22 protein-coding genes are annotated in these 24,963 nt (G+C 68.5%); 13 read left to right on the top strand and 9 right to left on the bottom strand.

Annotation, left to right across the window (positions count from 1 at the left end; all coding sequences use genetic code 11):
- Positions 1 to 28 precede the first annotated feature (28 nt).
- The 8 genes from FOF48_RS04385 to FOF48_RS04350 all read left to right on the top strand — a co-directional run bounded on the left by FOF48_RS04385 (position 29) and on the right by FOF48_RS04350 (position 10,635).
- Positions 29 to 1,654, top strand: coding sequence for a hypothetical protein (locus tag FOF48_RS04385; RefSeq protein WP_186001758.1), 1,626 nt, complete (start codon positions 29 to 31; stop codon positions 1,652 to 1,654).
- Between the two features lie 166 nt (positions 1,655 to 1,820).
- On the top strand, positions 1,821 to 4,769 hold the full coding sequence (locus FOF48_RS04380; RefSeq protein WP_143898847.1) for an alpha/beta fold hydrolase: 2,949 nt from the start codon (positions 1,821 to 1,823) through the stop codon (positions 4,767 to 4,769).
- A gap of 19 nt (positions 4,770 to 4,788) precedes the next feature.
- Entirely contained in the window at positions 4,789 to 6,330 is a 1,542-nt protein-coding gene (locus FOF48_RS04375) for a class I adenylate-forming enzyme family protein (RefSeq protein ID WP_143898846.1), read from the top strand.
- Positions 6,327 to 7,613: a type III PLP-dependent enzyme gene (locus FOF48_RS04370; protein WP_143898845.1), complete on the top strand. Its 1,287-nt coding sequence runs from the start codon at positions 6,327 to 6,329 to the stop codon at positions 7,611 to 7,613. The genes FOF48_RS04375 and FOF48_RS04370 overlap by 4 nt, the downstream gene beginning before the upstream one ends.
- Positions 7,610 to 7,870: a phosphopantetheine-binding protein gene (locus FOF48_RS04365; protein ID WP_143898844.1), complete on the top strand. Its 261-nt coding sequence runs from the start codon at positions 7,610 to 7,612 to the stop codon at positions 7,868 to 7,870. Before FOF48_RS04370 ends, FOF48_RS04365 begins: the two co-directional genes overlap by 4 nt.
- Positions 7,867 to 9,843 (top strand): AarF/ABC1/UbiB kinase family protein, encoded by a 1,977-nt coding sequence (locus tag FOF48_RS04360; RefSeq protein ID WP_143898843.1) that lies wholly within the window; start codon positions 7,867 to 7,869, stop codon positions 9,841 to 9,843. The genes FOF48_RS04365 and FOF48_RS04360 overlap by 4 nt, the downstream gene beginning before the upstream one ends.
- A 54-nt stretch (positions 9,844 to 9,897) precedes the next feature.
- The gene (locus tag FOF48_RS04355; protein WP_143898842.1) at positions 9,898 to 10,167 is read left to right on the top strand and encodes a hypothetical protein; all 270 of its coding nucleotides are present in this window, start codon (positions 9,898 to 9,900) and stop codon (positions 10,165 to 10,167) included.
- A gap of 33 nt (positions 10,168 to 10,200) precedes the next feature.
- Positions 10,201 to 10,635: a hypothetical protein gene (locus FOF48_RS04350; RefSeq protein ID WP_143898841.1), complete on the top strand. Its 435-nt coding sequence runs from the start codon at positions 10,201 to 10,203 to the stop codon at positions 10,633 to 10,635.
- Between the two features lie 3 nt (positions 10,636 to 10,638).
- Here the strand turns inward: FOF48_RS04350 and FOF48_RS04345 are convergent, their stop codons facing one another.
- Positions 10,639 to 11,544: an alpha/beta fold hydrolase gene (locus FOF48_RS04345; RefSeq protein WP_161663992.1), complete on the bottom strand. Its 906-nt coding sequence runs from the start codon at positions 11,542 to 11,544 to the stop codon at positions 10,639 to 10,641.
- Between the two features lie 55 nt (positions 11,545 to 11,599).
- On the bottom strand, positions 11,600 to 12,646 hold the full coding sequence (locus tag FOF48_RS04340; RefSeq protein ID WP_143899112.1) for a nitronate monooxygenase family protein: 1,047 nt from the start codon (positions 12,644 to 12,646) through the stop codon (positions 11,600 to 11,602).
- A gap of 378 nt (positions 12,647 to 13,024) precedes the next feature.
- Between FOF48_RS04340 and FOF48_RS04335 the strand changes: the two genes are divergently transcribed.
- The 3 genes from FOF48_RS04335 to FOF48_RS04325 all read left to right on the top strand — a co-directional run bounded on the left by FOF48_RS04335 (position 13,025) and on the right by FOF48_RS04325 (position 14,977).
- Entirely contained in the window at positions 13,025 to 13,657 is a 633-nt protein-coding gene (locus tag FOF48_RS04335; RefSeq protein ID WP_235685332.1) for a cell wall protein, read from the top strand.
- 483 nt (positions 13,658 to 14,140) lie between these two features.
- Positions 14,141 to 14,557, top strand: a complete 417-nt coding sequence (locus FOF48_RS04330) for a cupin domain-containing protein (RefSeq protein ID WP_143898839.1) — start codon at positions 14,141 to 14,143, stop codon at positions 14,555 to 14,557.
- 72 nt (positions 14,558 to 14,629) lie between these two features.
- Complete coding sequence (locus FOF48_RS04325; protein ID WP_143898838.1) at positions 14,630 to 14,977, top strand: carboxymuconolactone decarboxylase family protein; 348 nt, start codon at positions 14,630 to 14,632, stop codon at positions 14,975 to 14,977.
- Positions 14,978 to 15,055: 78 nt separating this feature from the next.
- Here the strand turns inward: FOF48_RS04325 and FOF48_RS04320 are convergent, their stop codons facing one another.
- The 3 genes from FOF48_RS04320 to FOF48_RS04310 form a co-directional block, all read right to left on the bottom strand.
- A complete protein-coding gene (locus FOF48_RS04320; protein WP_143898837.1) occupies positions 15,056 to 16,900 on the bottom strand; it encodes a M48 family metallopeptidase in 1,845 nt (614 codons plus the stop codon).
- A 133-nt stretch (positions 16,901 to 17,033) separates the two neighbouring features.
- Positions 17,034 to 17,423, bottom strand: coding sequence for a VOC family protein (locus FOF48_RS04315; protein WP_255441881.1), 390 nt, complete (start codon positions 17,421 to 17,423; stop codon positions 17,034 to 17,036).
- Positions 17,420 to 18,250: a helix-turn-helix domain-containing protein gene (locus FOF48_RS04310; RefSeq protein ID WP_255441880.1), complete on the bottom strand. Its 831-nt coding sequence runs from the start codon at positions 18,248 to 18,250 to the stop codon at positions 17,420 to 17,422. The genes FOF48_RS04315 and FOF48_RS04310 overlap by 4 nt, the downstream gene beginning before the upstream one ends.
- Before the next feature lie 289 nt (positions 18,251 to 18,539).
- Between FOF48_RS04310 and FOF48_RS04305 the strand changes: the two genes are divergently transcribed.
- On the top strand, positions 18,540 to 20,738 hold the full coding sequence (locus FOF48_RS04305) for a M4 family metallopeptidase (protein ID WP_255441879.1): 2,199 nt from the start codon (positions 18,540 to 18,542) through the stop codon (positions 20,736 to 20,738).
- 89 nt (positions 20,739 to 20,827) lie between these two features.
- On the opposite strand, the gene FOF48_RS04300 is transcribed toward FOF48_RS04305, so the two are convergent.
- Positions 20,828 to 21,541: an SDR family oxidoreductase gene (locus tag FOF48_RS04300; RefSeq protein ID WP_143898834.1), complete on the bottom strand. Its 714-nt coding sequence runs from the start codon at positions 21,539 to 21,541 to the stop codon at positions 20,828 to 20,830.
- Between the two features lie 133 nt (positions 21,542 to 21,674).
- On the opposite strand from FOF48_RS04300, the gene FOF48_RS04295 reads away from it, so the two are divergent.
- Complete coding sequence (locus FOF48_RS04295) at positions 21,675 to 22,607, top strand: LysR family transcriptional regulator (protein ID WP_143898833.1); 933 nt, start codon at positions 21,675 to 21,677, stop codon at positions 22,605 to 22,607.
- An 81-nt stretch (positions 22,608 to 22,688) separates the two neighbouring features.
- Here FOF48_RS04295 and FOF48_RS04290 read toward each other — a convergent pair whose 3' ends face one another.
- The 3 genes from FOF48_RS04290 to FOF48_RS04280 are packed head-to-tail and all read right to left on the bottom strand — an operon-like array spanning position 22,689 to position 24,829.
- On the bottom strand, positions 22,689 to 23,336 hold the full coding sequence (locus tag FOF48_RS04290; protein WP_143898832.1) for a polysaccharide deacetylase family protein: 648 nt from the start codon (positions 23,334 to 23,336) through the stop codon (positions 22,689 to 22,691).
- Complete coding sequence (locus FOF48_RS04285; RefSeq protein ID WP_143898831.1) at positions 23,333 to 23,875, bottom strand: VOC family protein; 543 nt, start codon at positions 23,873 to 23,875, stop codon at positions 23,333 to 23,335. The genes FOF48_RS04290 and FOF48_RS04285 overlap by 4 nt, the downstream gene beginning before the upstream one ends.
- Before the next feature lie 36 nt (positions 23,876 to 23,911).
- Complete coding sequence (locus FOF48_RS04280) at positions 23,912 to 24,829, bottom strand: fumarylacetoacetate hydrolase family protein (RefSeq protein ID WP_235685329.1); 918 nt, start codon at positions 24,827 to 24,829, stop codon at positions 23,912 to 23,914.
- Positions 24,830 to 24,963: the final 134 nt, after the last annotated feature.

Below are 24,963 nucleotides of genomic sequence, written 5' to 3'. Positions count from 1 at the left end.
GTCCTCCCTCGCGGGCGTGGCTTCGCGCGTGAAGATTGTCATCCCCCCAGGCTCCGGCGCCTCCAGCAACGGCCCCTATCCCGAGTTTCTTGTCGGCGCGGAAGGGTTCCTCTACTTCGCGACCAACTTCTTTGACGGCAAGGCGGTCCTCTGGCGCAGTGATGGCACGGAGCCAGGGACCGTCCCGGTGAAGTCGTTTCCAGAAGTCTTCGCGGCCATCCCCCGGCTGACGGACCTGATGCCCTTCGGGGACAAGGTCTTCTTCATGCTCGACGACCCGGGGACCACGGGCCGGGAGCTGTGGTTCAGTGACGGGACCGACAGCGGGACGCACCTGGTGAAGGACCTGACCCCGGGTCCCGGTGACACCTGGTTCAACCTCGTGACGAGGCAGGGCGGCCAGTTGACGCTCTTCCGCGAGTGGTCGCCCACCCCTGACGGTTCGCAAGTCGAGCTGTGGCGCACGGATGGAACCTCCTTGGGGACCGTCCGCTTCAGGAACTTCGGTCCGCCCGTGACGCTCGTGCCCAGCTCGTTCGAGATGGGTGGGGTCGTGAACTTCTTCCTGTCCAGGCCAGGGCAAGGCACGGAGCTGTGGCGCACCGACGGCACCGCGAATGGCACGGTGCTCCTCAAGCAGCTGGGTGCCTCCGGGACGCTCGGAGGCCCGTCGCTCCAGACGGAAGGCCTCTTCTACTTCGTCCTGACCTCGCCCGGCCATGGGGACACGCTGTGGCGCACGGATGGCACCGCGAATGGCACCCATGCCCTCAAGTCCCTCGGCACCACCGAGACATTCCGTCAGACACTCTTGCAGGTGGGCGGCCTCGTCCTCTTCGTCGTGACCTCGCCGGCGCAGGGAACAGCGCTGTGGCGCACGGACGGCACCACGGCCGGCACGTCACTCGCCAAGAAGCTGGACGCGCAGGTCGTCACGTTCACCCACTGGACCCGTGAAGGCAATCAGGCCCTGTTCCTGTTCGAGGATGGAGCGAACACCGAGGTCTGGAAGTCGGATGGCAGCCCGGCGGGCACGGTGCGGCTGGACGCGTTCGGCCATCACGTCTATCTGCTCGGCGTGGCGGGCTCGAAGGTGCTGGTGTATTCACCGGACTACACGACGCAGAGGCTGCGCATCCAAAGCCTTTCGCTCAGTGGAGGCGGCAAGAGTTCGGTCAAGACCCTGCCCAATCCCTATGCGAATGAACCGAGTGCGTATCCCTTCCTGGCCTGGTCCACACGCATCAACGGCAGGCTCTATTTCGCCGCGGGCATTGGCGGCACCGGCCCCGTGGCGCGCGAAGTATCGCTTTGGGTGTCGGATGGGACGGCCACGGGGACCCTCCTCCTCACGAACGGGATAAACCCCGGGGACGAGTACGTCCCCCCCTTCTTCGCCATCAGCGAGGACTCCATCCTCTTCGTCGCGAGCGCGGCCGCCACGGGGCTCGAGCTCTGGTGTACCCGGGGGACCCTGGCGACGACCGGCCTGCTCCAGGATCTCAACCCAGGCCCCAGTGGCTCGATCCCCCAAGCCTTTAGCTACTTCGGGGACCGGCTCTACTTCCGCGCCTTCGATGAGACCCGCTCCTTCCAGTTGTGGTCCATGCCCGCGCACCTGACCTGCCCTACCCCCCTCGCGCCATCTCCATGACAAATGGCCTTTCGCTGTCTTGATTTGAGTAACACCCAACCCCGCGCTCCGACGATGCGTTGGCAACCACACAGTCAATCAGACCAGAGAACCGCGCTTAACATTCAAACAATGCACAATCGGATTGACCTGGATTTAATTGCCATGCATAAGCCCAACGACATCGATGCCCATCCCCAGCGGAGCCGCCTTGAGTCCTCAATTCGGCAATCCTCTCGAACTCGACGCACGCGCAGTCCGTCCGACTCGATTGCTCCTGACTGGGGGGACCGGGTTTCTTGGGAGCCATTTCCTCCTCTGGCGTCTGAGGGCGGGAGGGCAAGTCTTTGTCCTGGTTCGTGGCAAGTCCGTGGCGGAGGCGCGCGCAAGGCTGTTGGAGTCGCTCGCACAAAGCGCGGCCTCCTATGACGTGCCGGTCCCAATCGAAGCCTTCGAACAGAACGTCCACTGCCTGGTGGGAGACATCACCCTGCCGCGCTGCGGACTCTCACCGGAGGACCAGGCGAAGCTGACGGAGGCGAAGCTGGATGAGGTGTGGCACTCCGCGGCGAGCCTCGCGTATGAGAATCGCCACCGGACCAAGATTCACGCGCACAACTGCGTCGGGACTCGGAATGTCCTGGACGTCGCGCTGCGGTCCGGCGTTGGCCGGTTCATCTATGTCTCGACCGCGTACACGGCGGGAACGCGGCGCGGATTGATCGCGGAGGAGCTGCATCCGGTTCCCCCGGACGGCGCCGCCGCTTTCAACAACTACTACGAGGAGAGCAAGGCGGAGGCGGAGCGTGACGTCTCACGCACCTGCACGGAGGCGGGGCTGGCCTACAGCATCGTCCGCCCATCGGTGATCGTCGGCCCCAGCGGCAGCCGGCGGAGCGGTGGGACGCGCTTCGGGCTCTACGGCTTCGTCCACGAACTGCACCGGCTGCGTGAAGGCCTGGCGCAGGTCACCGACCCGCTGCGAGTCCTGGGTGACAAGGGCGCGGTCATCAACCTGGTCCCGGTGGACCACGTGGTGTTGGACATGCTCCGCCTGAGCGCCACGGGCTTCGAGGGCGGCCCGGTCCATCACCTGGTCGGTCCGGAGGAGGTCGCGGCCGAGGGGATGATCGACCGGGTCTCCCGCGCCCTCCAGCTCTCCATCCTCAGCTTCACCACCCGCCGGGAGACGGAGGCGTCTCCCATCGAGCAGCTCTTCGATCTCCGGGGGGCCTTCTACGCCAGCTACGGAAAGAACCCGAAGCGCTTCGCCCGGGCCCTGCCACCGCACCCGCCGCTCACCCTGGCGGACCTGGAGGTCTACCTCTCGAGCTTCCTCGCGGAGCTGGCGCGGGAGAGCACCGGAGATGTGTTCACCCCGGTCCAGGTCCGGGCCCGCGACGGAGTGGAGGTGTGCGCCTTCACCCGTGGCGACCCGTCGCGGCCGGTGCTGGTCCTCTGCAACGCGTACGCGATGCCCGAGGAGTTCCTGGCGCCCCTCGCGCAGCGGCTGTCCCAACGCTGGCGGGTCATCACCTGGAACACCCGCTGGCTGCCCACCCCGACGCCGGACTTCAATCCCGACCGCTGCGACTCCAGCGTCCACGTGGAGGATCTGACCGCCATCCTCGACCGGCTGGAGATCCCCCGGGTGGAGGCGGTGGTGGGCTGGAGCAGCGGCGCGCAGGTGGCCCTCCGCGCGCTGGCCGAGCACCCGGCGCGCTTCGCCAGGGGCGTCCTCCTCAACGGGACGGTCTCCCTCCCGGCGGACGCGGGCCCGCCGATGACCTCGTTCGAGAAGAACCTGCGCCGACTCTTCCCGCAGATCGCCGCGAACCCCAGCGTCGCGGAGCGCTATTGCAAGCTGATCTTCGGCAACGCCTCCGCCGGCGGAGCGCCCCAGAGCGAGGACCGCAAGATCGTGGCGAGCGTCCTCACCTCCACCGATCCGCACCTGCTCTACATGACCAGCGTTCCGTTCCGGACGCCGGCCAGCCTCTTCCGTTACGCGCACATGGTCTCCGCGCTCTTCCGCGAACGTGAGGATGCGTGGACCACGTCCGTGAAGCAGCCCGTGCTCGTCTATGGCGGTGGCGCGGATCTCATCTCGCATCCGGACCAGGTGGCGGCGCTCGCCTCCCGTCTCGTCGACGCGCGGACGGTGCTCAACCCGACCGCCGACCACTTCTCCCACTTCTACGATGAAGGGATCGCCACCATGATTGAGGACTTCGCCCAGAACGCGCCTCCGCTGGCCGCCCCCCCGGAGCCGGCCACCGAGGGCTTCGCGCGCACCCTCGAACGGCTGATTCATCTCTCCAACGCCGACCCGAGCAATCCCTTCCGGGATCTCGTCTGGGAGAAGTCGCTCCCCCAGGACCAGTACTGGATGAGCCCGGAGCTGCTCTCCGTCCATGGCACGCCTTGGGAGAAGAAGCTGACGCCGGAGCAACTCCTCCTGCTCAGCAAGTGGGAGTGCATCAACTTCTTCAGCCTCAACGTGACGGGGATCCGGGAGCTGCTCACCGAGATGATCAGCCGGATCCACACCCCGGGCCATGAGGTGTCGTCGGAGTACCTCCACCACCTGGTGCTCGAGGAGAATGAGCACATGTGGTACTTCTCGCGGTTCTGCCTCACCTACGGCGGAAAGATCTACAAGGACCGCCGGATCCGCTACGACAACTTCCCCGAGTCAGACATCAAGGAGTTCCTGGCGTTCGCCACGGTGCTGGTGTTCGAGGAGATTGTCGACATCTACAACAGCCAGATGGCGAAGGACGCGGGCCTGCCGCCCTTCGTGCGTGAGATCAACCGGCTGCATCATTCCGATGAGACACGTCACATCAGCTACGGGCGCCTGAACATCGAGCGGCTCCACCAGGACCTGCGGACCCGGTACGGCGTGGAGCGGCTGCGGGAGGTGGAGCGCGCGCTCAAGCGCTTCATGCTGATGTCGATGCAGAAGCTCTACAACCCGGAGATCTACAAGGACGCCGGGCTGCCGGAGCCCCTCAAGCTCCGCAATGAACTGCTCGCCCATCCGGAGCGGATCGCCTTCAACGAGCGCATCCTCTCCAAGACGGTGAGGTTCCTGGTGAAGAAGGAAATCTTCAGCGACGACCGGCTGTCCTGACTCCTCGGGAGCGACGCCCATGTTCACCAGACACCTCAGCGGCCTGCTGGATGAGGCCGAACGCCTTCACGGCGACCGCCCGTTCCTGAGCGACGACCACACCTTCACCTATGCCCAGTTCGCCACCGCCACCCGGCAGCTGGGGGGCTGGCTCGCGCGCCGCGGGGTCCAGCGCGGAGACCGGGCGATCATCCTCACCCGCAACCGCGCGGAGCAGGCATTGGCCGCGTTCGCGACCGCGCGGGTCGGCGGCATCTTCGCGGTCCTCCACGGGGCGATCCGCGAAGCCAGTCTGCGGAGGATCCTGGGCCAGGTGACGCCCGCCGTCGCCTTCCTGGATGAGACGACCGCGCACCTGGCCCCCGCCTTCGGAGACGTGCCCATCGTCTGGGTTGGAGGGGGCGCGCTGCCCTCCAACGGAGCGCGCCTGGAGCAGCTCCTGGCCAGGGAGCCCGCGGAGTGCCCACCCTTCCCAGGAGTGGACGTCGATCCGGTCTGCCTCATCTACACCTCCGGCTCCACCGGCGCGCCGCGCGGGGTGACGCTCAGCCACGACAACATCCTCTTCGTGGTGGCCGCGATCCAGGAGCGCCTCCAGTACGTGCCGGAGGACGTGGTGGGGGTCTTCCTCCCCCTCTCCTTCGACTACGGCCTCTATCAGGTGTTCCTCGCCGCGCAGGTGGGCGCCTCCGTGTTCATCGGCGGGGCGGAGCTGGCCGGGGCCGCGCTGCTCGCCACCCTGGAGCGCCAGCGGATCACCGTCCTCCCCGGAGTGCCCACGCTCTTCGCCGCGCTGCTCAAGCTCCTCGCGCGCGGAGGGACTCGCACGCTCCGGCTGCGCGCGCTCACCAACACCGGCGCGCACCTCCCGCTCAGTCACGTGGAGCAGCTGCGGCAGCATCTGCCGGGCGTCTCCGTGTTCCTGATGTATGGGCTGACCGAATGCAAGCGCGTCTCCATCCTCCTGCCCGAGGAGCTGGAGGCGCACCCGGGCTCGGTGGGGCGCGCGCTGCCGGGCACCGAGGCGATGGTCGTCGACGAGGAGGGCCGCGTGCTCCCTCCGGGTTCGGTGGGGGAGCTCGTCCTCCAGGGCCGCCACGTCGCGCTCGGCTACTGGCAGGCCCCTGAAGAGACCGCGCTGCGCTACCGGACCCATCCGCGCGGGCTGGGCCGCGTCCTGTACTCAGGCGACCTGTTCCGGATGGATGCGGAAGGCTTCCTCCAGTTCGTCGGTCGGCGTGACTTCCTCCTCAAGTGCCGTGGCTTCCGGATCCATCCGCTGGAGATCGAAGAGGTGGCGTGCGGACTGCGCGGCGTCGCCGAGGCGGGCGTGGTCCAGGAGCCGCATGTCGACCGGCTGCACCTCTTCGTCACCGCCAGCGCCAGCGAGGACGCGGCCCCGCTGCGGGAGACCGGGCTGCTCGACGCCCTCGCAAGCCGGCTGGAGTCCTACAAGATGCCGGACAAGGTCCACTGGGTCCCAGAGCTGCCCAAGACCCCCAACGGGAAGCTCGACCGGGCCGCGCTCGCGGGCCTGCTGGGAACGGGAGGGCGACCATGAGCGCGCCCGTGTCCCTCCCCGAGCTGGAGCGGGCCGCGACCTGGCTGGAGGTCTACGGCTCGCCCCTCTACATCTACGACCTGGGGGAGGTGGAGCGCCGCGCGCGAGCGCTCACCGCGCTGCTTCCCGAGGGCAGCCGGCTGCTCTTCTCGCTCAAGGCCAATCCACTGCCCGCGATCGCCGAGCACCTCTGCCGGCTCGGCTGCGACGCGGAGGTGTCCTCCACGGGAGAGCTGGCGGTGGCGCTGTCCGCGGGCTTCCCTCCGGAGCGGGTGCTGTACACCGGCCCAGGCAAGAGCGCGGAGGAGGTGCGGACGGCGCTGGCCTCCGGAGTGACTGGCTTCTCCGCCGAGTCCTGGTCGGACCTGGAGCGGCTTGACCGGGCCGCGCGGTCCGCACGGCTCCGCGCGCGGGTCCTGCTCCGGGTCAACCCGAGCGCGCCCCCCGTGGCCCGGCTGGCGATGAGCGGGGTGAGCAGCCAGTTCGGCTTCGACGAGGCGGAGCTGCTCGAAGGCCGCGCGCGATTGGAGGCGCTGGAGGGCATCGAGCTGAAGGGGCTCCACATCTACCAGGGCACGCAGCTCGCGGACGTACCGGCGCTGCTCTCGGCGATGCAGGTCGCGCTTCAAGTGGGTGAGCGCCTCTCCGACGCGCTCGGGGTGGCCTTCCAGGTGATGGACCTGGGCGGCGGCTTCCCCTGGCCCTTCGCCACGCCGGGCGTCGGGCCCGACCTGAGCCCCCTGCGCGAGGCGCTGGCCCAGCTGGCCGCCGGTCGTGAGCGGACCGCCGCCGCCACGCTCTGGTTCGAGTCAGGCCGCTGGCTCTGCGGCGCCGCGGGCACCCTCTGGGCGACGGTCATGGACGTGAAGCGCTCCAAGGGGAAGCAGTACGTCATCCTCGACACCGGCATCCACCACCTGGGCGGGATGTCCGGCCTCGGGCGGGTGCCGCTGATGGGGATTGGCGTCGCGCGGGGGGGCGCGGAGGTGCCGTCCGGCGCGCTCGAGGAGGTCAACGTGGTGGGGCCGCTCTGCACCCCGTTGGACTGCTTCGCGCGCAACCTCAGGCTTCCGCCGCTCCGGGCAGGGGACCGGGTCTTCGTGCCCAACGTCGGCGCCTACGGGCTGACCGCCAGCCTCACGGGGTTCCTCAGCCGGCCGCCGCCCCTGGAGCTGGCGCACCGGAACGGAGAGCTGACGTCGGTGCACCGGCTGCGCTGGGGCCATGAAGCGCACGCGCGGCCCGCCGCCGCGAGGTCGATTCTGTCGGAGGAGGCACCATGAACGCAGAAGAGGTGAGGACCAAGCTGGTCGACGTGCTGCGCGAGTTCCTGCCCCGGGTGGCTCCCGGCGAGCCCGTGGAGATGGCGCGTCCGCTCAACGAGCTGGGGCTGGACTCGATGAGCGCCATCAACCTGATGCTCGCGCTCGAGGGCGCCTTCGAGATCTCCGTCCCGGACGCACTCCTCACCGCGGAGACGTTCCACTCCGCGGCGACGCTCGAGTCCACCGTCCGGCACCTGCGCGGCGACGCGAAGTGAGCCCGCTGGCCGCCGCCCAGAAGACGGAGGAGGAGGCGCCCCCCACCGCGGCGGCGTTGCCGGCGGAGCAGCGCGGCCAACGGATCCAGGCCGCGGTCCAGCGCTGGCGGCGGCGCGAGGGCAAGGGCGCGCGAATCGAGGCGGCGAAGGCGTTGGGGCAGGTGCTCCGCGCGCGGGCCTGGGACACGCCTCCGTCCCCGCACCACCGGGAGGCGGAGCAATACCACGCCAGCATCGGCCGGGCGCTCCTGCAGCTCGGGGTCTGGCTCTTCGGCGCGCTGTGGCTGTTGGCGCGGATCGCGGCGGACGTGCTCCGGCGGCGCGACTCGCTCCAGCGGCGGGCGCAGCACCTGCGGCGTCTGATTGAGCAGGCGGGCGGGACGTGGATCAAGCTGGGGCAACAGCTGGCGATCCGCGTGGACCTCCTCCCCTACCCGGTGGCCCAGGAGCTGGAGAAGATGCTCGACGCCGCTCCGCCCATCCCCTCCTCGCAGGTGCGGGGAATCATGGAGCGGGCGTTCCAGCGGCCCATCTCCGAGGTGTTCTCCGAGCTGAGCGCCGCGCCGGTGGGCTCCGGCTCGGTCGCGTGCGTCTACCGGGCGGTGCTCCACAGCGGCGAGGTGGTGGCGGTGAAGGTCCGCCGGCCCGGCGTGGGCGCGCTCTTCGCCGCGGACATGCGCGCGCTGGGGTGGATCCTCTGGCTGGCGGAGGTGTGGTTCGTGCCTCCCGGCTACTCGCGCCAGCTCCTCTATGAGCTCAGCTCCATGCTCTACGAGGAGCTCGATTTCGTCCGCGAGGCCCGCTACACGGAGCTCTTCCAGGACCGGCTGGACCGGCTGGGTCAGCAGTTCGCGCGCTCGCCGCGCGTCCACGGCGACCTCTCCAACCACGAGGTGCTGGTCACGGAGTTCGTCTCCGGCATCTGGCTCAAGGACCTCGTCTCCGCGGCCGAGCGCCAGGACCAGGAGGGGCTCCGCGCGCTCGCCGAGCTGGGGATCGTCCCCCGCAAGGTGGCCCGCAGACTGCTCAAGATCGCACGCCTCTGTGCCCAGGAGGGCCTGTTCTTCCACGCGGACCTCCACCCGGCGAACGTGGTGGTGCAGCCGGACAGCAAGCTCGTGCTGATCGACTTCGGCTCCTGCGGCGCGTTCACCGCGCGGGAGCGCCGGGTGTGGCGGGAGATCGCGGACGCCCAGGCGAACGAGGACGTGGGCCGGATGGTGTCCGCGGTGCTCGCGCTGCTCGAGCCGCTGCCCGCGGTGGACGTGGAGGAGTTCTCCCGAAAACTGGAGGGGGTCTTCTGGCAGGACCTCTACGCGAACAAGAGCCGCACCTCGCGCTGGTGGGAGCGGACGTCCGCCAACCTTTGGATTGGCTTCTTCAAGCTCGCCCAGGAGTACCGGGTGCCCATGAACCTCAACACCCTGCGGATGATTCGCTCCACCATGCTCTCGGACAGCCTGGCCGCCCGGCTGGATCCCCGCATCGACCACTACCGGGAGTACCGCCGGTACGAAGTGCAGCTGGGACGCCGGATGCGGCGGCGGTTCGAGAAGAAACTGGACAGTCTGGCCGAGGACCGCTCGTTCATTCGCTATGACCAGATCTACGAGGCGGCGATGGCGGGCTTCTACCGGCTCCAGCGCTTCCTCGACTCCTCCACCTATCGCTTCGCCGTGACCGAGCGGACGCTCTCCTTCGCGATTGCCCAGTCGCTCCGCGCCGGAGCCACGCTGCTGCTGGGGGGGCTGGCGATCCGCGTTGGCGCGGCCTTCACCCGGATGGTCCAACGGGGACAGGGCGCGGAAGAGGCGTTCTCCACGGAGGTGCTGTCAGGCCGTGCGTGGGGGGCGATGTTCGTCAGCCCTCTGTTCGTCGGCGCCGCGCTGCTCGCGCTGGCGGTGACGCTCCGGGGGATCAGCTTTCGTCTATCCGACAAGAACAGGGAGGCGGGCTCTCGAAGCGCGCTCTGACCGTACCGCCTCACGGGGCGGATGGGCTTGCACACCTTGCAAGGAGAACATCGAATGGCGATTGATCCTCAGCGACTCACCGGTCCCCTCCCTATCGTGATCGATATGGGCAAGCAGCGGCGAAAGAAGCTCAAGGACCTCAAGCGTGGCGAGGGCACGCTGATGCTCGAAGTGAACGAGGTCCTGGACGAGGTCCGGAATCGGCTGGGTGAGGAGAGCACCGGCAAGCAGCTCGTGCCGGTGGTGCTGCTCTACCGGAAGCAGCCCAAGAAGAAGCGGCGTGGGGGCCTGCCGCTGCCCTTCGTGCCTCCCTTCATGCCGTGAACCCCGTGGAGCAGAAACAAGGAGCGGAAGACAATGAGCATTCCAGGCAAGGAAGTGTCCGCCGACATGACCGTGAAGACGGATGGCCATAACGGCAGCGGGACCGGGACGATGACGGCGGACGTGATGGTGGAGAGCACGGTCCCGCCAAAGAAGAAGCGCAAGACAAGCAAGGGGCTGAAGAACCTGGACAAGGCCCACCGCAATGTCAGCCGCGCGATGGACCACATGGCCGCCGCAGTCTCCGACGGGATGAAGACCTACCGGAAGAATGAGAAGAAGTCGGCGGAGAAGAAGAAGGATGGCGCGCTCCGCGACATGGTGAAGAACACCGGCAAGGCGGTGAGCGACACCATGAAGACGATGAGCAAGGTGCCGCGCGACCTGACCCGCACGATTGACAGCAAGCGGAATCGGAAACAGGTCCGGTCGGTCGCGCGGTTCCTCTCAGGCCCCGTGGGCCGGTAGCGGCTAATGCATGTGGAGGAAGTCCTGGACCGCGGCCACGGTCGCGGCGGGGTCCTCCTCCATCGGCACGTGGCCCAGTCCGTCGAACATCACCAACCGCGACTGGGGGATCTTCGAGTGGAACGTCTCCGCGTACTTGGGGAGGATCCACTCGTCGCGGCCCCCCCAGAGGATCAACGTGGGGACCTTGATCTCCGACAGGCGCTCCTCGAGCGTGTCCTCATCCTCGAGCGCGAACCTCCTGCGGGTGGCATCGCGGTTGCCCTCCCGCAGGAGCATGTCCTCGTAGAGGTCCACGGTCTCATCGGTGACGTGCCTTGGATCGCCATAGGTCGCGGCGACGGCGCTCTTCACCATGAAGCGAGGCGTCACCCAGCGGACCACATGGCTCAGCACCGGCTGCTCATAGAGCTGGAAGACGAAGGGCAGCTTCTCGTCGCGCCGCAGGCCGTAGGCGTCCACCAGGATCAGCCGGTCCACCTTGTCCGGGTGGAGCACGGCGTAACGCCAGGCGATGCCCCCGCCCATCGAGTTGCCGCCCAGGGTGAACCGGTCCAGCCCCAGCTTCTTGACGAAGGCGTCCACCCAGGCGACCTCCTCCGTGTCGGAGTAGCGGTGCTGGGGGTCGGGCCCGGTGAGGCCCTGGCCGGGGAGGTCCATGGTCACGACCCGGTGTTCGGACGCGAGCGTGTCCATCCAGCCCTCCCAGGCGAAGAGCGACGCGTTGGAGCCGTGGAGCAGCACGATGGGCGAGCCCTTGCCGCGATCCCGGTAGTGGGCTCGCACGCCATCGACGGTGATGAACTTCGACGGGGGGCGAGCGCGTCGCTCTTCAATCTCCTTGGCGGACCGGTCGCGGCGGATGCCCAGGGAGAGGACGACGGCGCCTGCCAGGATGATTCCAATCATCCACCTACGCGGGTGACTCATAAGACCTCCGTGTTCGTCGGGTTCTCATCACCTCCTAGGTGTGCTTGCTGAGGCGCAGGAGCACGTCGGCTGCCTGACTGTCCATCCGCGCCAGGATCTCCGCGGCGGTGGGGATGTCGCGGATCAACCCTGCCGCCTGGCCGACGGGGGAGTGACCGATGCTGTAGTCGGCCGCCGCCATCGCCGCCCGGTAGATCGCGCGCTCTTGTTCGGCGACGAGCAACAGCTCGTCCTCACGTCCGGACCAGCGCTCGGTCATCGTGTTCTTGAGCGCGCGGAAGGTGTAGCCCTCCGGCCAGTCCTTCTCACGCAGGATGTCGAAGACGGTGGAGCGGTCGGTGTCCTCCCCGGTCAATCGGACCGCCATCGCCTTGGAGGCTTCGTGCGCCAATGACTCGCGACTGGCCCACAGGCGCGAGCCCACCAGCGCCCCATCCGCGCCCAGCGCCAGGACCGCCGCCAGCCCACGCCCGTCGGCCACGCCTCCCGCCGCGAGCAGGAGCGTGTTCGGAGCGCGCTTCGCGAGGATGTCGGCGACCTCCGGGACCAGGGTGGTGGTCGCGCGGTCGTGCATCCCGTGCCCCCCGGCCTCGCTGCTCTGCGCCACGATGACGTCGGCACCTGCCTCGAGCGCCTGATCAAGCTGGGCGAGGCGCTGAATCTGGCAGATCAAGGCCGCGCCCGAGGCCTTGATCTTCGCGGCGTAGGGACGCGGGTCTCCAAAGGACAACATGAAGGCATGCGGTCGGTGCGACAGCGCCGCGTCGAGGATGGGCGGATTGTGCTCGATCGTCCAGGTGATGAGTCCACCCCCCACGGTCGCGCCAGCGGCGAGCGCGTGCTCCTTGGCGATCCAATCCGCGTCGCCATATCCCCCGCCAATCAATCCCATCGCGCCGGCACGGCTGACCGCACCCGCCAGGATGCCACCCGCGATGTACGCCATGGGTGCGCAGACAATGGGGTACTTCAGCTTGAAGCGTTCGGTGAAGCGCGTTCGCATGGGTCGCTCCTGTGAAAGGAAGGATTGCCATGCAGCAAGGCTGAACCGGACGTGAAAGACAAAGCCCCGCGGGACCATCTGTTTGGCATCGGGCCGCGCCCTGCCTCCAGGTGTCGGACGGCCTACGGCCGCGTCGGGTCGCGGCCTCAGCACGCTTCGACTGCCAGCGCCCCGGTGCCACGACGCGGAGTGCACACCCGAGAACGGATGGGCATCCCCCTTCATTCTCCAAGAAGTTGCCCCAACCCGTGTAAGGTCCGCCCCTGCTCACCGATTAACGACATCGCGCCAAGGAGTGGTAGTCGTCCACTATCGCGCCGGGTCCCGAGGCGCTCCCCACCCGTCAGCAGCACGAGCAGAGCAAAACATCACATGCGAAGAATTCAGCGTCCTCGTGTTTCACGACCCTCTCCTCCATCGAAGCTCGACCGTCCCCACCCGGTCCCCGTGACGTCGATGGGGCCTGTCGAGAGCGCCTTCCGGGCCGCCATTCGGGGCGAGGCAACGGGCCCTGTCGCATCGCTCGTGGCCGCGCTGGGCCGGCTGGCGAGCCGGCTGTCCGGGGAGCCCCAGCCCGTCCGGGCAGAGCGTCAGGGGAGCGCCACGAGGCCGACGAAGGCCGCCGCGGAGCCCATCCGTGAGACGCCTGCTCCGGCCGCCGCACCCGCGGTCAGGGCCTGCGCCGTCATTGGTTGCAGGCAGCCCCACCGCAGCCAGGGCTACTGCGCCGCTCACTACCAGAAGCGGCGCCTCATGGTGGCCACGGGCCGCCTGCACGCGGCGTGGGTGGAGGGGGCGGCCCCCCACAGCATTCCCGACGTCATTCTTCCGCGCGGGCGGAGGCCCAAGGCCGAGGTCGCGACGCCATCACCCAAGCAGCCGGCCAGCGCCACGCCACGCATGTGGGTGCGGAAGAAGGGAGAGCTGCCTCTCGGCGCGGAGGTGGCCGGAGCGCTGGCTCCAGCCCCAGGGGCGCCGCCACCTCCCGCGAAGGCAGAGGCGAGCAGCCTCTCCTCGGAGACCGAGCGCGCCACGGCCGCCGCCCAGCGTTGGGCCCGCGAGTTCCGGGAGCAGAAGCGCAGCCCCTGAGGTACCGCCGCCCAGCGCGCGCCGCCTCGGGAGGCCCCCTCCCTCAGGCCACGACCGCACCAGGGGGGCCCTGGCCTGCTCCAGCGGCGTGAGGCGCCCTGTCCAGGGTGGCGCGGGGTCGTGCGAGGCCTTCAGGCTTGGAGAGACGGGTCGCCGCGGTCGCGGGAGGTGGGGCTCCCGCGTCGCGAAGAGACGGCCTGTCCTCCCGAGGAGCAAGGCCCATTGGTAACCAGGGCTTAAGAGCCTGTCTTGTGATGGGCCTCTAGTTCCTCGCCGCGACCGAGAACATGTTCCGTCCACGCGATCCGGCGGCATCGTTGCCCGATGTCCCAAGGGGTCGCTCGCTCGGGAGGGCACCCCATCCCTTGGGTCTCCGCGGCGCCTGGTTGTCACGGAAGCGGCGACGCATGTTCCCAGCGTGGGCCCTTCCTGGCGGCGGCGTAGCGGGAGCGCCTGGAACGGAATGAACACGAGGTTGGACACATGGACATCAAGAGAAACGGCACGCAACCCTCTCAGAAGGCCCCCGCCGAGCACTTCACCGGCACCGTGCGCATCGACCCGCTGTTCTCCGCCAACGCGCCAGCACGTGCTGGCGGCGCCTACGTCACGTTTGAACCTTGCGCGCGAAGCGACTGGCACACCCACCCGCTGGGCCAGACGTTGATTGTCACTTCGGGACGCGGCCTTCATCAGCGCTGGGGTGGACCCATCGAGCAGATCCGGCCGGGCGACGTCGTCACCGTGGGGCCGGAGGAGAAACATTGGCATGGCGCTTCGCCGACCACGGCGATGACGCACATCGCGATTCAAGAGTCGCTCGACGGCAGGAACGTCACGTGGCTGGAGAAGGTCTCCAACGAGCAGTACAGCGCGTGGGCGCCCACGCAGGAGCAGTGACCGATGCAAGTCGCTGTCCTCCATCGTCACGGTTGCATCATTCGGGCGTAGGCCCCTCCAGGAGAAGATGACATGAGCACCCAGAAGCCTCCCAGCGCGCTCCGGAAGTCACTCGGTGACTTCGCGCCGAAGCTCGTCGACATCACCGACGACGTTCTCTTTGGAGATGTGTGGGAGCGAAAGCAGCTCGGCAAACGCGACCGGAGCCTCATCACGTGCGCCGCGCTCATCGCGATGGGCAAGACCGAGCAGATGGACTTCCACTTCCCACGGGCGCTCGAGAATGGCGTCACGCAGGAAGAGCTGGTCGAGATGATCACGCACCTTGCGTTCTATGCCGGCTGGCCGAACGCGATGTCGGCGGTGACGCGCGCCAGGGACCTGCTCGCCAAGAAGCCCGGCCACGACCCGCGGGGATGAGACGCGCGAGGAAGCGGCACAGCCCCCTCGCCCCGGCCCTCCTCCTCTACCCCGCCACGCTCCGGCGGATGGTGCGGCTCAAGCGGCCTCCGAGTTGGAGCGGTGCGCCCGCATGTACTGGTGTCGCCCCAGGTAACGCTGGAAGGCTTGCAGGAGCGCGTCCGGATCCCGCAACCTGCTCAGGCAGATGGAGCGGCGGCGCTTGGAGCCTTCTCCCGTGACCTGCAGGTCCAGGTACTTCTTGAACATGCGCTCGGCGGTGGCGGCGGAGGCGACCTCGTCGAATGGGACGGGCTGCTCCCACTCCGCGCAGCTCACCTCCGCGTAGTTCATCCGCACCTCGAAGCGGGCCTCCTTGCCCTCGAAGACGAGCGGCGGGAAGTGCTTCTCCACATGCCGCCGCTCCTCCTCCGTGGACGGTTCGTAGCGGCAGGCGAGCGCGAGGTCATGGGCCTGCGCGAAGCGCGCCTCGTAGACGCCCCACAGCCGCGCCTCGATGGCCTCCGCGTCCAGGAGGGTGTCCACCCAGGAGGACGTCACCGGCTCCAGGAGCACCTGCGCCATGTCCGCGGGCTTGAGCTGGACGCCCACGTTCTCCATGCGCGCGGCCAGCGGCGGGTGGGAGTCGAACGGGTGGGGCGTCACGGCCCCCTGCAAGTCGTCGTGCACCGCCTCGGACTGGGCGTACTCGGAGAAGCCGTGCGCGACCCGCTGCGCGATGGCCACCGACGCCTGCTGCTCGTCCTGAGCGAAGAGCTTCGCCTCCACGCGCGCGCGGAAGCTGGCGTACGCGCTCACCTTCACCAGCGAGCGCGCGATGTCCTGCCCCGACGTGGCCCCCGCCGCGAGCCGGTCCGCCGCGAGCTCGCTGGCGCGCCGGCTGCGGCCCAGCGACAGCTCGAACAGCCCCCGGTAGGCCGCCATGAAATAGAAGATGGGGCGCGTCATGCCGCCCTCGTAGAGCGCCTGCAGGTAGTCGCCGAAGTGCGAGAGCATGGGCGCCAGCCGCTTGCTGTGCCCCGTGTCACCGCCCAGCAGGTGGCCCATCTCGTGCGCCAGCACCGCTTCCGCCTCGGAGCGCTCCAGCAGGCGCAGCAGGGACACGCTCACGAAGAGCGTGCGCCCGGAGAGCGTACGCCCGCCCACGCGGACCTCATGCTCGGTGACGAAGAAGTTGGTGTCGATGCCCGCGAGGATGTGGTCGGGCGGCGACGTCTGGAGCCGCTTGCACAGCCGGCGCACGCAGGCCCACAGCTCCTGGGCGCGCTCCTCGAGGATCTCCTCCGCCTCCACCTCGAAGTCCATGGAGGGGCGGCGGAAGATGGCCACGACCACCATGAACACGGCGAGGCCGGCCACGACGGCCATGAGGATGATGAGCTTCGGGGAGTAGCGCTGGAACCACAGCGCGGGCCCCCAGTAGGAGAGCCACACGACCAGTGCGCCCTGGCCCAGCACCTGGAGCGCGCTGGTCACCCGGAGCACGTGCCAGCCCACCACGAAGCTGCCGTATTGAAAGGGGCGTGAGATGAACGCGGCCAGACCGCACAGGAGCGCGAGCACCGTGGACGCAAGCCCCAGCGCGAGCAGGACCCAGGAGGCAAGGTGCGCCCACCCGAACTGCCTCAGGTCCGAGCACGCGCCGCCAAGGCTGTTGCGGTAGTTCGTCAACTCCGCCCTGTCGTCCGCGCAGGCCGCCGATGCGGGGACCGCGCGGTAGAAGGCGAGCGCCTCCTGACGGTCCGCTTCGCTCAACGCGGTGTCCTGTGCGATCTGCTTCTCGACGACGTCGAGCACCCGGGCATCCAGGCGGTCGGACGCATGGCCGGAGAACCAGAACCCGAAGAGCGGCACGGCGAAGAGCAGGAGGGCCGGCAGCACGTAGCCGCGGACAAGACCGGGAGATTTTCGAGAAGAGGCCATAGGAATGAGGGCGCCAGCATAGCGCACCCCGCATCACGCCCCAGTCTCCGAGAAGCAGGGGCATGCGTCGCCATGCGGTCGGCAGGGCACACACCCCTGCCGACCCTCCCCCGCACGACGGGGAAGCCAGACCTCAGCGCATGCAGACCGCTTCGACGTTGTTGCCGTCCGGGTCGAGCAGGAACGCGGCGTAGTACGTGGGGCTGTAGTCGGCGCGCAGCCCAGGCCCCCCGTGGTCGCGTCCGCCCGCCCCCAGCCCCTCCGCGTGGAAGCGGTCGACCGCGGCTCGCTCGGAGGCCTTCAGCGCCACGTGCACGCCGGGGCCCGCGCCATCCTTGGAGTCATAGAGCCACAGGCACGGCTCGCCCGGTGGGCCAAAGCCCGCGCTCGACGCGTCCTGGGTGCACAGCACATGTCCCAGCGAAGCCAGTGCCTTCTCGTAGAAGCGCACGCTCCTGGCCAGGTCCGTCACCTTCAATCCAATATGGTCGTACACGATGTTCTCCTGGGTGATGACCGTCATCCTAGGAAGGGCACCGTGCGCGCGACTTGGTGGAACTTGCGCTCCTTCCGCGCGGCCTGACGGAAGCCTCCGGGAGAGACGCCCGCGGCGCGGTGGAAGGTGCGCACGAAGTTGGAGAGGTCACCAAAGCCGACGTCGAACGCGATGTCGGTGATGGAGCGAGCGTCGTCGGCCAGCAGGCGGGCCGCGTGGCGCAGCCGGGAGCGGATCAAATACTGGTGCGGAGAGACGCCCAGGACCTTCGAGAAGAGCCGGAGGAAGTGGAATGGACTGAGCCCGACCTCCCGGGCCACCCGTTCGAGCACGACCGGCTCGTGCGAGTGCGCGTCCAACCACAGCGCCGCCTCCACCGCGCGGCGGCGCTGCTGCGGCCGGGCGTCCACCGGCCTGCGCTTCCTTCCAGAGGCGACATCCACGAAGCGTGCAGCGAACAGGACTCCCAGCTCATCGAGCCCCAGGTCGCGCCTGCCCTCCACCGTCGCCTGCGCGAGTTCGGCGAACACCATCAACTCCGGCAGCGGAGGGATGGAGCCGGTCCGCCAGACCTCCTGCCGACCGCCGAGGGCATCCACCAGCGTCTCCGAGAGCCGGAACGACAGACACTCATCCCCCACCACGTGCTCGTGCGTGCACTGGTATTCGTCACCGGGGTGGCCAATCAGCAGCGAGCCCGCCACCAGCTCGAACGTGTTCCCCCGCGTGTGGTAGCTGAAGCTCCCCTTCCTGACATAGGCAATGGAGAAGCCCGTGTGCTGCTCCGTGAACGGCGTGTCCCAGGGACCCGCGTGGCACCGGTAGTCGAACACCGAGAGCGAGTCACACCTCATGACCGTCGTCGCCGCCATCGTTCTCCCCGTCCGCCAGCCGCCGCATCCAGGAGGGCGGCCCCGGGCGCTGTCATGACGCGGCGCGACCCTAGTCACGCCCCGCGCACCGCGCTTGGAGAATCTTGCGCGGTGGCGAACCTCCCCTGGCGGCCAGGACGCCCCTGAGCATGGAATTGCCAGTCTTCATGGTAAAAGCAAAACTCCAATTGAAGTGGGGGATTCTCCAATGAAAAGCCGATTGAGGAGTCTTTGCGCCGTCTGGGCTGGCCTCTCGCTTTGCGGATGCAGCATGGCCGGCGGGGAAGCCCCCGCGGCTCCGGTGGAGCAAGAGGACAACGACATCCGGGCCGCGCTGAGCAACCTGCACGAGGCCCGGAGCGAGGGAGCGGAGGGAGGGATTCCCTACTTCATCCGTGGCGAGCTGGGACGAATCGACACGGGGGCGGATGCGCGGCTGCTCCCAGGAGGACCGCGGACGCAGGAGTCGCTGCGAGGCATCGCGCCCGCGTTCCGCCTGCGTGGCGAAGACCTGGTGCTGTCACGGGTGACGGTGGACGACCGGGGCCACGGCCACCTGCGCTTCCAGCAGTTCAAGAACGGGCTGAAGGTGGTGGGCGGCGAGCTGATTCTCCACGCGGACACCGCGGGCCTCGTCTACGCGGCCAACGGTTCAGCGCGTGACGGGGCGAAGGCGGCGGTGTCACCGGCGCTGTCAGAGGCCCTGGCGGCGAGCGCGGCGGTCCGCGACCTGGGGGTCAGCGGCGCGGTGGCGGAGCGTCCCGCGCGGCTGGTGTATCTGCTGGGCGAAGGCGCGCGTCCGACGACGCTGGCCTACGAGGTGCACGTCACAGGCGACCGCGGCGACCTGCCAGCGGACGAGCAGGTGTACGTGGACGCGCAGACGGGAGCGCGGCTGGCGGTTCATTCGCGCATCCAGACGGCGCTGAACCGCCAGGTGTACTCGGCCAACAACGGCACCACGCTCCCCGGCACCCTCAGACGCTCCGAGGGAAGCGCGGCCACGGGCGACTCACATGTGGACGAGAACTTCGGCCACCTGAGCACCGTCTACCAGTGCTACCTCCAGAACTTCGGCCGCGACTCCTTCGACAACGCGGGCGCACCGCTCAGGAGCACGGTGCACTACAGCACCAACTACGTGAACGCCTACTGGAATGGCGTGCAGTTGGTGTACGGCGATGGGGACGGCGTGAATTCCATCGCGCTGGGCAAGTCGCGGGACGTGACCGCGCACGAGCTGACGCATGCGGTGACGGAGCGCGAGTCGAACCTTGTCTACGCCAACGAGTCCGGGGCGCTCAGCGAGTCCCTGAGCGACATCTTCTCCGCCTACTGCGAAGCGTGGGCGAAAGGGTGGAGCATCGACAGCGGCGTCTACAGGATTGGCGACGACGTCTGGACTCCGAGCATCCCGAACGACGCGCTCCGCTACATGAACGACCCCGTGCTGGACGGGGCGTCGGTGGACTACTACCCGAACTACTCCTCCGGCACGGATGTGCACTACGGCTCCGGCATTCCCAACCTGGCCTTCTATCTGCTCGCCCAAGGTGGCACCCACCCACGCGGCAAGACGACCACGGTCGTGTCGGGCATTGGCATCCAGAAGGCAGGGCGCATCTTCTATTGGGCGAACACGAACTACTTCACCTCCACCACCACCCTCCGGCAGGCAAGGCTGTACACGGTGCAGGCGGCCCAGGCACTCGGCTACGACGCGGCCACGACCCGGTCGGTCGAGGACGCATGGACCGCCGTGGGGGTGTCCTCGCTCGCGACGCCACAGCTCATCAACGGCGTGCCGCTCCCAGGTCTGGGAGGCGCCCCGGACAGCACGCAATACGCCTACTTCGAGGTGCCGAGTCAACCGGGCGGCGGAAACTGCCTCCCGCTCGCACAGGGTGGGAACGGCACGTTCAACACGCTGGCCACCCCGAGCAAGCTCACCATCAGCAGCAGCGGCGGCACGGGGAACGCGGACCTGTACGTGAAGTTCGACGCGCAGCCGACACTCACCAACTTCGACTGCCGGTCGATGCTTCCCGGAAATGAAGAGACCTGCACGTTCCCCAGCCCGTCCCCTGGCAAGTGGTACGTCATGTTGCATGGCAAGAGCGCCTTCGCCGGCGTCTCGCTGACGGCCACCTATACCCCTGGCACCTACGACACGCCGACGGTGAACATGAAGGGGAGCCTCAGCCTTGGTGATCAGCACCCCATGGGCCCCTTCTGCGTCATTCCAGGCAGCAAGCTCACCGCGGTGATGACGGGAACGGGGGACCCAGACCTGTACGTCCGCTGGAACCAGCCCCCCACCCTCACGGATTACGACTGCCGCCCCTACCTCTCCGGTGCCGCCGAGTCGTGCCTGATGACGGTTCCGGCCGGCGTGCAACGCGTCTACCTCATGGTGCGGGGCTACACCGCGAGCACCTACGACCTGACCTTGACGTACAACATTCCGTAGGGCCGGAGGACCGCGGGTCTTCCACGGAGGGAGGCGCACTCCTGCGCCTCCCTCCAACCCGGCTCGACCTCCCGAAACAAGCACCAGGCTCAGCGCAACACGTAGCCGCCATCGGCGAAGAGTGTCGAACCGGTCATGGCGCTGTTGGTGAGCAAGAACAGGGCCGCATCCGCGACATCGTCGACACGCCCGACTTCACCGAGCAGCGTGGCGGCGCGATAGCCGCTGAAGGCGGCATCGCGGAGCTCGGCGGGGCGCCGACGCCACAGGTCGCTGTCGACGGTGCCCGGCGCGATGACATTGACCCGACGTGGCGCGAGCTCCGTGGCCAGCCCCCGCGCGAGCCCTTCGACCGCGGCGTTGCAGGCGGCGTAGGCCGCGCCCCCCTTGACGGGCCGGGCGCCGGCCGCGCCCGACATCAGCACCACCGAGGCACGTTCCGTCAACTTCGGCAGTGCGGCATGCACGGCCCAATATTGTCCCCAGAACTTGTGCGTGAACGGGCTCTCCGCGACCTCTGGCGGACTGTCGGCGAAACTCCCGACGCGGTAGCTCGCCCCTGGCGTGAAGAGCATGTCGATGCTGTCGATGTGGCCGAAGAACGCCGCCAGCGACTCGCGCGACGCCGAATCGACGGTGTAGCCGCGCGCGCCGCCGCCCAACCGGGCCAGTGCGCCGTCGAGCCGGTCTTGAGAACGGCCCCCGATGACCACGTGGATCCCGCACTCGGCCGCCAGCTCCGCGGTCCGCAGGCCGATGCCGGAGCTGCCGCCAATCACCACCAACGTCTTGTCGCGTGACATCCTGTCTCCTCGATGACGGATTGAGCTGCGTCAAACCTTCAATCTACCGAGCAGGTGGCGTGCGGTGAGGTCGCCTCCAACGTGACAAAGTGTCACCAGTCCGTCGTTCGACGGCGAACCCAAAGGGGACCGGATGCTGACGGAGAACGCACTGGCTGGAATCCGCGCCTTTGTCGCCTTGGGCGACACGGGCAGCTTCACCGACGCGGCGCAACGCATCGACGTGTCGCGTACGGCCGTGAGCAAGGCGGTCTCGCGGCTTGAAGCGCGCCTGGGCGTCCGCCTGGTGGAGCGCTCCACCCGCCGGCTGGCGTTGACGCCGGAGGGGCGTGAATTCCACGAGCGTTGTCGGCAGGTGATGGAGGCCTTGGCCTCGGCGGAGGCGTCCGTCAGCACCCGGCGGACACAGCCGGCGGGCGACGTGCGCCTGGACGTGCCCCTGCTGTTCGGCCGTCGCTGGGTCATGCCGGTCGTGGGTGAGCTGGCCGCGCGGCATCCGCGTTTGCGCTTCGATGTGACGTTCTCCAACCGCGTGAGCGAACTGGTGGCCGACGGAGTGGACCTGGCCGTGCGCATCGGCAAGCTGGCGGACCGCGCGGAGCTGATGGCGCGTCCCTTGGGTGTACAGCGGACGATCCTCTGCGCCTCACCGACGTATCTGGCGCGCGGCGGCGTGCCTCAGACCCTCGCCGACCTCGCCGGGCACCGTTGCCTGCTATCGGATCGCCGGACGGGCTGGCGGTTGACGGAGCTTGTGGACGCAACGCGACCGGAGGCGGGAATGGCCTCGAGCGAGGTTCCCGTGGATGGCGCGCTCTGCCTGCGTGACACCGGCGCATTGCTGGATGCGGCGCTGGCGGGCATGGGCGTGGCGCAACTGCCCTCGTGGCTGGCCGCTGAACACTTGCAGGCGGGCGCCTTGCGCCGTGTGCTGCCGATGCTCCGGGGGGCCTCGCTCCCCATCCACGCCGTCTGGCCGAGGGGGAGGCACATGCCTCCGCGGATTCGACTGGTGATTGACGCGCTGGTCGCGCAAATGGCCACCCAGCCGCAGTTCGCCGCGTAGTTCGCGCGCCCGGGCGTGCACCGCTACAGCAAGAGCGCCCCCCGATTGAAGCCCGCCCGTGAGCCGACGCCTCTCGCCCCGTCAGCCAGCGGCGACGAGCCCCGAGAGGTCGCCAACGATGCGACCCTCCACGATGGGCACACAGTCCGGCGGGCACTCCGTCGTGAAGCGCACGCCCAGCGCCTTCGCCCGGACGAGGAACCCGTCCAATCCCTCCAGACAGGCGTCCGGGATGTCATGCAAGACCATCAGCGTGTGAGGGCGCATCGCGCAATCCTGGAGCGCCTTCTCGGGCCATCCCACGGGGTCGAGCCAGTCGCCGGGAACGCTGTTCCAGAGCACACACGAGTATTGGTGGGTGCACAGGTGGTCGACGGCGCGCGGACTCAGCAGGTGTGGGCCCAGCCTCCCTCCGCCTCCGAAGGGACGGAACCACTTCGGCGCGGAGACCAGCGGGGAGAGGAGCTCCTCCGTCGCGGCGATCTCCTCCTCCACCGCGTCCGGGCGCGCATCTTCCCCAAGCGGAATGGCGTGCGTGAAGGAGTGATTCCCGATGACGTGCCCCGCATCGCGCGCACGCGCGACGAGCCGCCTCCCCTCGTCCGAGACGAGGTTCTTCCCCAGCACGAAAAACCAGGCGGGGATGGCGTGCGACGCCAGGATGTCGAGCACCCGCGGTGTCACGCGGGGATCGGGCCCGTTGTCGAACGAGAGCGTGAGCAGGCTCACCGGAACACGTTGTTGGAGGTGCGGTCTCCCGCGAGCCAACGCGCCAGCTCTTGGCGGGCCTTGGCGCGGCGGACCTCCACGAGCGCGGGCTTCACGGCCTCCGGGCTGTCATGCGTGAACTCGACGATCATCCCGTTCGGGTCCTTCACGTAGAGCGAGCGGCAGTAGCCGTGCTCGAGCACGTACAGCTCGGGCTCCTTGTAGCCAGCAGCCCGCAGACGCTGCTCGATTCCGTGCTGGGCCTCCTGGTCCACGTTCAGCGCGATGTGGTGGAACGGAGAGGCGGGCATCTCCGGCCCGAAGAGCTGCTGGTCCTCCGGCTTCTCGAACTGGAAGAACGCGAGCGCGCTCCCATCCGCGAGTTCGAAGAACGTGTGGCAGTAGGTGCGGACGGCACCGAACAGCTCGTCCGACTCGCACCAGGTCGCCACGAGCGGCAGGCCAATCAGCTCCTCGTAGAACCTCCGTGTCGCCTCGAGGTCCCGGGTCACGTAGGCCGTGTGATGCAGCCTGCTGGGCAGTTTCGCTTGCGTGGACATTCGTCCTCCCGTGGGTGCTTCCTCAACGATTCCAGCTCACTTCGCCGCCGGTGCGGCTGGCTGCTCGTGCGTGCGCGGCGCCCCGGCGCGCGCGGAGACAGCGTCGGCGACGGGGTTGGTCAAGGCGCCGATCCGCTCGATGGAGACCTCACACACGTCACCGGCGCGGAGGTACCGCGGCGGCGTTCGCGCGGCGCCCACGCCGCTCGGAGTCCCCATCGCGATGACATCACCCGGCTGGAGCGTCATGGCCTCGGAGAGGTCCGCGATGACGGTGGCGACGTCGAAGATCATGTCCGACGTGTTCGCGTCCTGGAGGAGCTCGCCCCCGACACGCATCTGGATGCGCAACCCGCGGGCTCCCTCGGGCAGCTCATCAGGGGTCACGAGCTCGGGGCCCAGGGGCCCTGTCCCATCGAAGTTCTTCCCCACCGTCCACTGGGGAGTGCGCTTCTGGTAGTCCCGAATCGAGCCGTCGTTGAAGAGCGTGTACCCGGCGACCCATTCCAGCGCCCGCTCCCGTGGGATGTTCCGCCCCGGGCGCCCCACCACCACGGCGAGCTCGGCCTCGTAGTCGAGCTGATTCGAGCAGGTGGGGACCACCAGCGGCTCACCGTGCGCGAGGAGGCTCGACGGTACACGCGTGAAGACCACGGGGTGGCGCGGCGTTTCGTAGGTCGCCTCCGACGCGTGCGCGACGTAGTTCAACCCGAGGCAGAGGAACTTGCTCGGCTCCGGCACGAGCGGCCGGAAGCGGAACTCCGAGGGCGAAAGCACGTACGACTCGGCCGCCTCCGCCGCACGCGCGGCGAGCGTCGCCAACACACCAGGGCCCCGTTCGAGCAGGGCCCGCAGCGAGCTCCCGACCGACGGATCGAGAGCCGTCATGTTGACCATCCCTCTGGGGGTGCGCACGCCCAGGGCGGGCACATCCTTCACGAGAATCGATGCCATCCGCATGTCGCTGGTCTCCTGTGCCGCCCGCCCAGGTTAGCGAGGGAGTCGAGGCACTTCAATCGAATGTCGACAAAATACACTTTGCACCCAATTCGACGCCTTGTGTCAATTTCGCCCCCTGGCGTATAGGT

Source organism: Corallococcus sp. Z5C101001 (assembly GCF_007352635.1).
Lineage (GTDB): Bacteria > Myxococcota > Myxococcia > Myxococcales > Myxococcaceae > Corallococcus > Corallococcus silvisoli.
The sequence above is the reverse complement of the archived record's forward strand: the minus strand, read 5'-3'. Positions and strand labels throughout refer to the sequence as shown.